The sequence below is a fragment of the Paenibacillus sp. FSL P2-0322 genome (assembly GCF_037975315.1).
GTDB lineage: Bacteria > Bacillota > Bacilli > Paenibacillales > Paenibacillaceae > Paenibacillus > Paenibacillus polymyxa_B.
Genome location: NZ_CP150243.1, coordinates 1291173 through 1302689 on the forward strand (window position 1 = coordinate 1291173; position 11517 = coordinate 1302689).

An 11517-nucleotide genomic window follows, 5' to 3' on the forward strand; every position below is an offset into this window, starting at 1 on the left:
CCATGACTGGAATCATTCTAGAAATGAAGGGAATTACCAAAACCTTTCCCGGCGTGAAGGCATTGGAAAATGTAAATCTCAAGGTCAAGGAAGGCGAAATCCATTCCTTGTGCGGTGAGAACGGTGCAGGCAAATCGACGCTGATGAAGGTACTGAGTGGTGTATATCCGCATGGAACCTATGAAGGGGATATTGTTTTCCAGGGCAAAACGTGTGAGTTCAAGGATATCAAGCAGAGCGAGGAATTGGGCATTGTCATTATCCATCAGGAGCTGGCGCTGATCCCGTATCTCTCGATTGCGGAAAATATTTATCTGGGCAACGAACGCGCCAGTGGCGGCGTGATTGATTGGAAAGAGACTTTTGTAGGGACACGCGAGCTGCTGTCCAAGGTCGGTTTGAGTGAAAATCCCAATACATTAGTTACGAACATCGGGGTCGGAAAGCAACAACTAGTTGAAATTGCGAAAGCGCTATCAAAAAAGGTGAAGCTGCTTATTCTCGATGAACCGACAGCGGCGTTGAATGAGGATGATAGTGAAAATCTGCTTAATTTGATGCTGGAATTTAAAAAGCAGGGCATTTCCTGCATTCTCATCTCCCACAAGCTGAATGAAGTCGCAAAGGTGTCGGATTCGATTACGATTTTGCGGGATGGGAAGACGATTGAGACACTGGATATGAAAAAGGATGAGGTCACGGAGGATCGGATCATTAGCGGGATGGTTGGACGTGATCTGACCAGCCGTTATCCAGAGCGTCATGCCGAGATTGGCAAAGTCGTTTTGGAAGTGAAGGATTGGACGGTGTATCACGAGCACCATGCAGACCGCAAGGTGCTGGATCAGGTGAATTTGAACATCCGTCGCGGTGAGATTGTTGGTATTGCCGGGCTGATGGGAGCGGGACGGACCGAGCTGGCGATGAGCATTTTTGGCAAGTCGTATGGACGCAACATTTCCGGTCAGCTGATTAAAGACGGCAAGACGATCCAGAACAACACGGTTACGGACGCCATCAACAACGGCTTTGCCTATGTGACAGAGGATCGCAAGGAGTATGGCCTCATTCTGATGGATGATATCAAGCGTAATATTTCGCTGACTGGTCTGAACAAGCTGACGAAGGGTGCTGTCGTCAATGAGCAGGAGGAAGTCGTCGTTGCAGAGGAAATGAAAAAAAGCATGAACATCAAAGCGCCGAGCATTTTACAGAAAACGGGTAATTTGAGTGGCGGCAATCAGCAGAAGGTGGTGCTGAGCAAATGGATTTTTGCCGGGCCGGATATTCTGATTCTGGATGAGCCGACACGCGGCATTGATGTGGGCGCCAAATATGAAATTTATACGATTATTCATCGACTTGCCGCTGAAGGCAAGGGAGTGCTGGTCATTTCGTCCGAGCTACCAGAGGTACTAGGCTTATGTGACCGGATTTATGTCATGAATGCTGGGCGGATCACTGGAGAGGTTAGCCGTGAGGACGCGTCGCAGGAAACGTTGATGAGATATATGACCAAGTCAGGAGGCGTGAAGCATGGAAACCATAACTAAACTATTTAAAAATAACATTCGCCAATATGGCATGATGATTGCGCTGGTCGTCATTATGATTTTGTTCGAGGTACTGACAGGCGGCCTGCTGTTGAAGCCGATTAATATTACCAATCTGATTCTGCAAAATAGCTATATTCTCGTGCTGGCTATCGGGATGGTGCTGGTCATCATCACTGGACATATTGATCTGTCCGTCGGCTCCATAGCCGCTTTTGTCGGTGCGGTTGCCGCCATAATGATGGTCGACTGGCAGCTTCCAGCATGGATCGCTGTGATTGCATCTTTGCTGGTCGGGGCGTTAATCGGCGCATGGCAAGGGTTCTGGGTCGCTTATGTACGGATTCCGGCATTTATCGTTACATTGGCGGGAATGCTGCTCTTTCGCGGATTGACAATGATCGTGCTGGAAGGCCAATCTATCTCTCCATTTCCGGGGGGATTCCAGAAAATCAGTTCAGGCTTCCTGCCGGATTTTTCATCTACCGGGTATAACCTGGTATCCATCATTGTCGGCATTGCACTCACGGTATGGTTTATCGTGAACGAAATTCGCGAACGCCGTTCTCAGCTTAAATATGGATTCGAAGTTCCGTCACAGACTTTATTTGTACTCAAATTGATTGTGGTAGCTGCGGTTATCAATCTGTTCACCTTCATGCTCGCGAGCTACGCGGGGATACCTAACATTCTCGTGCTGCTGTTCATACTGATCGTTGTATACTCCTTCGTCATGAACCGCACGATTATGGGCCGTCATGTGTATGCGTTGGGTGGAAATGAAAAGGCAGCGGGTCTGTCCGGTGTCAAAACGAAAAAAGTAACGTTCTGGGTATTCGTCAACATGGGCGTGCTGGCCGCCATTTCCGGTCTGATCTTTGCTGCACGTCTGAACGCGGCTACGCCGAGAGCAGGTACGAACTTTGAGCTGGATGCCATCGCAGCTTGCTTTATCGGCGGTGCTTCGGCATCCGGCGGGATCGGAACCGTTTTTGGAGCCATTATCGGTGGTTTGGTCATGGGCGTACTGAATAACGGCATGTCTCTGATTGGTCTGGGTATTGACTGGCAGCAAGGTATCAAGGGCTTGGTGCTGCTGCTGGCAGTTGCCTTCGATATTTACAACAAAAACAAAAGATCAGCTTAAGCTCAGATTCGATATCGTAAAACAAGACACCTCCAGTCCCACTTGAAATGTGGATGCTGGAGGTGTCTTGTTTGTTTGGCCTGGAATGTAGGAACCGTCATCAGATGCCAGAACACATATTATCCCGAAACCGTTGCTCCATCTGCCGGAATATGGACGCGTCCCTCCAAACCTTCACGGTTGATGTGTTCTGTAAGCTCAGAGCGAGTTAGTAGACAATGGTTGATTGCCTCCATGTGGACAGCCACGATTTGTGTATAAGAGGCATGCTGTGCAACAGCTGTTACATCTTGGGCAGTCATAATAATAGGATCACCTACCGTAAACCGTGCTCCTCCAGCGTTCACAATTGTCCACTCAGGACGGTATTTATCCAGTGCTTCCGCGACTTCACTGCACCAGATCGTATCCCCGGCCAAATAGACGACAGGTTCACCTGGAGCCTGAAACACAAAGCCGGATACGGGTCCCATCTGTTCCCCGATTTCTCCGGTGCCGTGATGCCCGGTAGTACGGATAATCTCAATTTCTCCCACAGAACCAGCTACCCAAATCGGAGTAACCTGTGTAAAACCGTCAGCAGCGATCTGTTCTTCATTTCCGGGCTGACAGAAGACGGGAATTTGTTTGTCCAACCAGTGTACTGCTGCCGGGTCCCAATGATCCGGATGTAAATGTGTGACGATCACAACGTCAGGCTGTCCGAGTGCCTGCCATTGCGGCGGCAAGGGAACCAGCGGATTACGGCGGGCATTTTCCGTATTGGGAACTGGCGGATTTGCGCCAGCATCGCTTAACATCGGATCAATCAGAAATTTTACTCCAGCGTATTCCAGCCATAAGGTTGCGTTGCGGATTAGTGTGATTTTCATATATGGAAGCTCCTTTTGTAATGAATGTTATTTTTGACCGAGTGTATTTTCGGTAGTTCTTTGTTTCTGTTACAATCATATCTGACGCAAGGAGCTACAGGCTACGGCCTGTTGAAAGGAAAACCAGCATTCTCGTTTCATCATGAAAGGAAAAATAACTATGGAACTATTCGTACCTGATGACACCGATCTGCGCATTCTTCATCATTTAATTGAAGACAGCTCTTTATCGAACAAGGAGATCGGCCAGCTTGTTCATTTGACAGGCCAAGCCGTAGGGGCGCGTGTTCGAAAAATGCAGGATGCGGGCATTATCGAGGGCTATACGCTGCGCTGGAACCCTGAAAAAATTGGCCAGACGATTCATGCCTTTATTACGGTTTTTTTGAATTCAGGAACGACTCACAGTGCTTTCCAGGCTTTTGCACGGGAGCATCCCTATATTGTCGAAATCCATCGGGTGAGTGGGGAAGGCTGTTATTGGATGCGCTTGCGCATGTCATCACAGGCAGAGTTAAATACCATGCTGGATGAGCTTACGAAGTTTGGTAATTACAAATTGAGTTTTTCCATTGGTGAGATTTAACGATAAAAGCTTTTGGCGTTTGTGCCGAAAGCTTTTTTATTTGGGCGAGGGCTATCGAGGTCAACGTCATAGGCTCATTTTAAAAATATGCTGCAAGCCGTGTTGTCCCATTTTAGTGTTACCTTCATCGATAAAGCCACATTTGCGATACAGATTTTGGGCAGGCAGATTACGGGCATTGACGCCCAGTACAATCTCGCGAATATGTGGGAAGTGTCTGGCGATGAACTGTGGTAGTAAAAGCAGCCCTTTTTTAGCGAATCCTTGTCCCTGATCTGCGTAATGAATAGAGAACGCGCGCAGCAGCAGTGCCTCAGAAATATTCGTATAGTCCGCTAATTCATCCCCATCGTATAAAATGAAAAATCCAACGGGTGTTCTAGTAGCCGTAATCACGACAGGATGGCGGTGCGGATCTTCCTTGGCCAGTGTCAACATTTCATCCGGCATTCCAGTAAACTGCTTCTGCTCCTCAGGTAAGTAGAAGGTATGTAAAATGGCATCATGCCCACAATGGTAAGGGACAAGCTCTACATTATTCATCATTACACTCCGATCTGTACGGATTTTAACTTTCTATATCATCTAGTTTGCTAAAAAAAGAAACCTGAACTCGCCTTGCTTACGTATTACCCATACATAAACTAGCATAGTCAAAAGGAGACGTCTACGGTTATGAAGCAGCTTGCAGAATATCGGGAAAGCCAGGACGTATTGCGTCATGAGCTGAAGAATATTGAAAAATGGGAAAAGGAACAGAAGGACATTTTTTTCTGGGAAAAAATCGGCAGATGGCCTTTTATGCTGCTGGATCGGCTGACGCCCAAAATCATTAAAGACAAGCTAGAGCAACTGCTTAATGAGATGGGCAGCTTCATTCAGAACGGCGGCAAATATTTGGTGAAGGAAGAAACGGTTCTGAACAGGCTGAAAAAGACGGCCCATGAACATGTAATTCAGCAAAATGGCACAGATTCCGTGTCGGATACGCAGGACCTGCCTCGTGCCGGGGAAAACGCTGATTCGGAACATAGTGCCGAACCTAGGTGGGAGTTGAAGCAGGCGGCTGAGCTCCCGCTAACAATCATGGATCGGACTGCTGACGAGATGACGGCGGGTCGCATTACCTTTGCCACCGCTCAGGGAGCAACAACGGGGATTGGGGGTGTGTTTACGATTGCGGCGGATATTCCTCTTTTGCTCGGCTTGGCACTCAAAGTGCTTCAGGAAATAGCCTTGTGTTATGGCTTTAATCCCCATGATAAGCAGGAACGCATTTTTATTATTAAATGTATGCAATTTGCTTCATCTGATATTGTGGGTAAAAAGGCTGTTTTAGAGGAGCTGGCTTTGTTCGATGATCCTTCACGTCAGGCACAAGTTTTTTCCCAGATGCAGGGATGGAGAGAGGTCATTAACACCTATCGTGATCAGTTTGGATGGAAAAAGCTGCTTCAAATGGTCCCGATTGCGGGTATTTTGTTTGGCTCCATTGCGAATCGAAGCGCTATTAGTGACGTAGCTGAAGCAGGGAAAATGCTGTATCGGAAGCGTCGGATTTTAATGCGTTTGGCAGAAGTAGAGAACTGATTGCAACACTTAGGCGTAAATGGGGATATTTTTTCGTGAGGAAACACGTGAGTTGGCTATAAAGTTGTGCAGCGGCCAAGATGGCCGCCACACGTTTGCCTGTTACACTTCGGCTCCATTTTCTTCCGCCCAGCGGTTCAGGGTTTTATCTGTAGGAAGCAGGAAGGTTAAGATGCCGAGCAGTGGCAAAAAGCCACACAGGAACATGATGTGGGTGATGCCTACTTTGTCGATCCAGTTGCCGAGTACGAGTGCGCCTACACCGCCAAGGCCAAAAGCCAGGCCCGTAATGAGACCGGACACGGTCCCGATTTTACCAGGCACGAGCATCTGTGCATATACGACTGTGACCGAAAAGCTAGACAGCATAATAAATCCGATAATCGCCAGCAGGATTGCCGTCCAGAATTGGTTGGCATAAGGCAGCAGCAACGCGAGTGGTGCAGCTAATACCATGGACAGAAAAATCATATTTCGTTTACCAAAACGGTCCGCCAGCGGACCGCCAAAGAAGGTGCCTAGCGCTCCAGCCCCGAGGAACAGGAAAATGTAAAGCTGTGCATCAGCCAATGGCATTTTAAATACTTCCATCAGGTAAAACGAATAGTAGCTTCCGACCGAGGTCGAGTACCACGAACGGACGAATACCAGTAGAATGAGGACAATCATGGCAAACATAACGCGGTTACGCACTTCGGGCTTCATGCGGCGTGCCACCGCTTTTTTGCGTGCAACGCCTTCTGTACGTAGGACGTTACCGTACCAGCGGGCGATGAACGATTGCACCACAATTCCCGCTGCTGCAATACCTGTGAACCAGATCGCACCGAATTGTCCTAACGGGATAAAAATCCAGCTCGTGAGCATCGGCGCCAGCGATTGGCCCGCATTGCCGCCAACTTGAAAAATGGATTGTGCCAATCCCCGGCGTGATCCTGCCGCCATATGGGATACGCGCGAGCCTTCAGGGTGAAAGGCAGCCGAGCCCAGACCCACAAAGATGACTGCGATCAGCACCGCTTTATAATCGGCAGCATAGGCGAGCAGCAGCATGCCGGTCAGCGTAAAGCCCATACCGATGGGAAGAATAGCTGGCGTAGGTCGTTTGTCCGAAAATAAGCCAATCACGGGCTGCATGATTGAAGCTGTAAAATTGATCGCGAATGAAATCCAGCCGATCTGCGTGTAGCTCAGGCTCATAGATTCCTTTAAGATCGGAAAGATCGCTGGAATGACCGATTGAATCGAGTCATTGAACAGATGGACGAAACTGATCGCAATCAGAATCGCAAAAACGGTGCTTTTCGCTTGCGGCCCCGGGAGGGGAAGCGATTGGCCCGTTTCATTTTTTGTAGCAGATTTACTAGTCATGGCAACCTCCGAATATGTATGTATATTTTAAGATATAGGAAGCGATCCGTTTGCAGCAAATGGCTGAAAGTGGGATAAAGTCCCCCTTTACTCATCGCTGCTTGCCCATTCTGCTGGATACTCTTTATTACTCGATTTAGTTGGTTTCTAAAATGGTACATCGAAATTCAAACGTTTATCATCCTCAAAACCGATATATATGTGAGTATTTTGCATAAGTCCCAAGAGTGCTTTTCAAATCAGCAAAATAGAGATCGAAGTGATCCAGTTCGTCTATATATTATATTTTTGAGCGTTGGGAATGGAATTATGCAAAATACTGATATGGAAATATAGATAGAAAAGGGGAACCACGATGAGAAAAGCAGCGAAGATTTTGCTGGCAGTATCCATGGTATGTGGAGCGGTGGTGGGAACTACGTTAAACACTGGAGAAACAGCAGTAGCGGCAAATGTAACGACGAACAACACTTGGAAAAACGCTAAAATTATAGACGTGATCGACCGGAATAACTACATACTGGATGACGGTTCTTTATGGAGAAAGAGTATAGATGGCCCGGTTATTGAGAAATTGAATTTGAAAGGCATTACAGGCAGCAAAAACGAGAGCCAAGGTTATTATGGCTGGACTGAGGACGGGAAGGTAGCCATCTGGGATGATAACTCCGACCCAAAAGTGACGGCTCAATCCTCAGGAGTTAAAGAAATTACAGGTGAGGGTTTGGCTATTAAAACCGATGGGACGATCTCCTGGGGAAGAGAACAGGTTGAGGGAATATCGGATGCTATAGATGGTGATAAGGTAAGTACCTATTTTACGGTTCTTACTCGATCCGGTGATGTATGGTATTCCACAGGGTACGCAGAATCTAAGCCCCGCAAGATAGGTCATGTAGATGGTGCGCTTGATATCAAAATGAGTACGGCGTATGCTGCAGTACTTAAGGAAGATGGCCATGTCACGATGCTGGATATGCTGACCAATGAACCCCCACGCGAAGTGGGAAGTGATATTGCTTCAATTTTATGGAAAAAAGGTACACATGTCTTGATTACTGTACATCATGATGGGACTGTATGGAGCTATGACCGAATGAAGAAATATCCAGCTGTGCAGCTTAGCGGGTTATCTAATGTTGCACGGTTGGTTGATTCGCCTGACGAGCTTTTTGCACAATTAAAGGATGGCTCTTGGGTCGGCTATAAGGACGGAATCACGACTGCGCTGAGCTTGCCTACATTAACGGGTATGTCCTTGTTGACGACCTCTAAAGAGGCTGCCATCGGCGATACGATTCAATTAAATGTACAAGAGACGTATTCGAACGGTTATCGACTAACACGTCATCCCGAAGCTAGTGAGATTGAAGTAGAGAAACCGCAGGTTGCCGAGCTACAGCAGAATGGTTCGGGTACACTCAAAGTAAGGGGCATTGGAAGCACATCCGTAGCTCTGCAGACCGAAGGAATACCATCTTCTTTTACACTAAAGGTATCGTCCGATCAAACCTTGACCGGGGCGGCTATACTGAACGGCAATGTGTATTTACCTGTGCAGTCTGTGTTCAAGACGCTGGGTGGATCTGTTACCGTGGCGAACCAGACCTTAACGATCAAGCTGGGTAAAAACAATATCGTACTCCAAAAAGGGAGTTCCACCGCGATGGTGAATGGTAAACCTGTTGCACTGAAGGGCAAGGTTCAAACGGTTAACGGACAGGTTGTATTCCCGGGAACATTACTGACCGATCTGAAGTTGGGCGGATTCAAATGGAATCGTGACCGCCAGCAAGGAGAATTATCTGTGGGCGCTACCAAGCTGGTCATTGAGACGCCAGAAACGGCAAAAATTATCAGAGCCATTGATCTGGGTAGTCTGTCCAAATTAATTGGCAAAACCTATTGGGTCAATAACTTCTATAGCGCTGGAGAGCGATTTGGCAAGGTAACAGTTAAAGATATCGAAGTCAGCACGGATCCGAACGGTGTTAAATCTTACGAAGTTATTTTCCAGGGGGCCAATGGCGAAACTTATGACACGTATTCCATCATCGGAGCTTCACGCATTCCACAAATGCTGTCTGATTCCGATCAATTTCTGACTTACGATCCGTACAAGAAATACCAATGGTCGCAAGCCATCTGGAACAAGATTAAAAATAATGAGGTAAGCTTGGGCATGAATACGACGCAGGTGCAGTTCGCATGGGGAAACCCAACAGTCAGAGAAAAGGGGGCTGCTTCAAACGGAACTCAAGTCGAAGCCTGGGTATACGGCAACCGTAGTCTTTATTTCAAGGCGGTAGCTTTCGTGAATGGCAAAGTCATAGAAGTATGGCTGTAGGGTAGCTGGTTTTCTATAACGGTTTGAACAAGGTATCTCCAGAGTCGTATATACGGCTCTTGGGATGCCTTTTTTTCATTTAACAAAACTAAGCTCTTTATTTAACAAACTTAAGATATGATTCTTTATGTCATACATCTTTTTATATAGATAATAGCTTCGTAGAGAAAGTATGAAGAGCACAAGAGAAGAGAGGATCTGATTTGAGAATGAAATCGCTAAGGAAACCACTATCAGTTGCATTACTATCTTTACCATTACTTCTAGGTTCCCTAGGTGGAAGTTATGCGAGTGCGGCAACCCTACCAACAACGGTAACTCCAACAGAACCGTCGTGGGGATATTTCGTAGATCATTATAAAAATAATAGTTCTGTAAATAAGACGGAAAGCTCTAATCCAACCCTCGGGTTGCTCTCCGAATTTAATAAGCTTTGGACTCCCGGCGCTACCTGGGATACAGGTACCAAGCTAAACAGCAGCGTGCTGGACGCTAATATTCAAAAAGTGATTGATATAGCTGCCCGGCGCACTTCCAGTGAGGCCGATGCGGCTTATTTGGATGATCGCAGAAACCAGAGCTACAGTGTGATCGACGGTCTGGGTTCGCTCACTGATGTATATCGAAAGAATGCAGGTGCCACGACAACGATCAACGACATTCCGGCAGATGCCCTGACTAAGAAATACGAAGATGAGGGAACGAATGCAGGGAGTACAAGCTCCAATCTCGGTAACATCGTAAATCTGGTAAATACCTTGCGCGGGGAATACTCTACGACGAACCCGGCTAAGTCTTACTTTAGCTATCCTCGTCCGTTTCGCTGGAGCGATAACTCAGTGGTTGTTCCGAGCCTTATTCCTGCTCTCAAAGCTGATGCTACTAGCGATGGCGGCTTTCCTAGCGGTCATACCAATGCTGCGTATCTCAGTTCTATTGCTATGGCCTATGCCGTGCCGGAGCGTTATCAGGAACTGCTGACACGAGCTTCGGAGCTGGGCAATAACCGTGTTGTTGCCGGTATGCACTCCCCGCTTGATGTTATGGGAGGACGTGTCATGGCAACGGCGATGGCTGCTGCTATCCTGTCTGATCCAGCCAATAGCAGTTTGAAGAAAGCGGCTTATCAGGATGCTCGTAAACAACTGCTGTCTCAAAAAGGCACAGCTCCAGATCGATTCAGCAATTATGCCACAAACAAAAAAAATTATAATCAACGATTAACATACGGATTCAGTCAGGTTAATCCAACTACGACGCCAATGACAGTGCCTAAGGGAGCTGAGGTACTGTTGGAGACACGCTTGCCTTACCTGGATAGCACACAACGTCGTTGGGTTTTGGCTACTACAGGGATTCCTTCCGGCTATCCTGTACTTGATGATGCTGAGGGATGGGGACGATTGAACCTGTTTTCCGCCGCGGATGGCTACGGTGCTTTCACCAATAATGTTGCGGTAAATATGGACGCTTCCAAAGGCGGTTTCAATGCACTGGATCGCTGGCGCAACAATATCTCCGGCGTTGGAAAGCTGACTAAAAAGGGAACAGGTACGTTGAAGCTAATGGGCAACAATACGTATTCCGGCGGTACACAGATCGAACAAGGTACTCTGGAGGGAACTTCGGAAACGGCTTTCGGAAGTGGTGGAATTACGAATAACGGGGGAACTCTGCTTAAAAATGCTTCTGGAAAGCTGATTATTGGCGGAAATTACAGACAATCTACCAAGGGAACACTTGAGCTTAACCTGCGCAGTAAAAATGATGTGCTCAAAATGAAGGGAACAGCCATACTCAACGGAAAATTACGTCTGAATTTTTCTAACAAATATGTACCGGCTAATGGTGCTACGATCTTAACTTATGGTAAACGGAATGGAGCATTTTCTTCGATTGAAACAGTAGGTTTACCAAGTAATTATAAAGTGAAGGTTATCTATACAGCTGACAGTGCTCAGTTGAAAGTCACTAAGTAAAACGTAATTAACTCTCTATACAACAATTGAAGTGCACCTTTAAAATACATGGGGATAAACCAGAAGGTTATT

The 11517-nt window shown here is 47.0% G+C and carries 9 protein-coding genes; 6 read left to right on the forward strand and 3 right to left on the reverse strand.

Going from position 1 to position 11517, the window contains the following annotated elements:
- Positions 1-2 precede the first annotated feature (2 nt).
- Positions 3-1553 carry a multiple monosaccharide ABC transporter ATP-binding protein gene (gene mmsA / locus MKY24_RS05835; protein WP_339201587.1) on the forward strand — a complete coding sequence of 517 codons (1551 nt, stop codon included), beginning with the start codon at positions 3-5 and terminating at the stop codon, positions 1551-1553.
- On the forward strand, positions 1537-2700 hold the full coding sequence (gene mmsB / locus MKY24_RS05840) for a multiple monosaccharide ABC transporter permease (protein ID WP_068938496.1): 1164 nt from the start codon (positions 1537-1539) through the stop codon (positions 2698-2700). Before mmsA ends, mmsB begins: the two co-directional genes overlap by 17 nt.
- A gap of 119 nt (positions 2701-2819) precedes the next feature.
- Here mmsB and MKY24_RS05845 read toward each other — a convergent pair whose 3' ends face one another.
- Positions 2820-3572 (reverse strand): MBL fold metallo-hydrolase, encoded by a 753-nt coding sequence (locus MKY24_RS05845; protein WP_339201588.1) that lies wholly within the window; start codon positions 3570-3572, stop codon positions 2820-2822.
- A gap of 160 nt (positions 3573-3732) precedes the next feature.
- Here MKY24_RS05845 and MKY24_RS05850 point away from each other — a divergent pair, with 160 nt between their 5' ends.
- Complete coding sequence (locus MKY24_RS05850; protein ID WP_023987353.1) at positions 3733-4158, forward strand: Lrp/AsnC family transcriptional regulator; 426 nt, start codon at positions 3733-3735, stop codon at positions 4156-4158.
- 66 nt (positions 4159-4224) lie between these two features.
- Here the strand turns inward: MKY24_RS05850 and MKY24_RS05855 are convergent, their stop codons facing one another.
- The gene (locus MKY24_RS05855) at positions 4225-4701 is read right to left on the reverse strand and encodes a GNAT family protein (RefSeq protein ID WP_049828516.1); all 477 of its coding nucleotides are present in this window, start codon (positions 4699-4701) and stop codon (positions 4225-4227) included.
- 132 nt (positions 4702-4833) lie between these two features.
- On the opposite strand from MKY24_RS05855, the gene MKY24_RS05860 reads away from it, so the two are divergent.
- Positions 4834-5748 carry an EcsC family protein gene (locus MKY24_RS05860; RefSeq protein ID WP_339201589.1) on the forward strand — a complete coding sequence of 305 codons (915 nt, stop codon included), beginning with the start codon at positions 4834-4836 and terminating at the stop codon, positions 5746-5748.
- Between the two features lie 102 nt (positions 5749-5850).
- On the opposite strand, the gene MKY24_RS05865 is transcribed toward MKY24_RS05860, so the two are convergent.
- Positions 5851-7119: an MFS transporter gene (locus tag MKY24_RS05865; protein WP_023987356.1), complete on the reverse strand. Its 1269-nt coding sequence runs from the start codon at positions 7117-7119 to the stop codon at positions 5851-5853.
- Positions 7120-7474: 355 nt separating this feature from the next.
- Between MKY24_RS05865 and MKY24_RS05870 the strand changes: the two genes are divergently transcribed.
- A complete protein-coding gene (locus MKY24_RS05870; RefSeq protein ID WP_339201590.1) occupies positions 7475-9466 on the forward strand; it encodes a copper amine oxidase N-terminal domain-containing protein in 1992 nt (663 codons plus the stop codon).
- Between the two features lie 209 nt (positions 9467-9675).
- Positions 9676-11445 (forward strand): phosphatase PAP2 family protein, encoded by a 1770-nt coding sequence (locus tag MKY24_RS05875; protein WP_339201591.1) that lies wholly within the window; start codon positions 9676-9678, stop codon positions 11443-11445.
- The last annotated feature ends 72 nt before the right edge of the window (positions 11446-11517 follow it).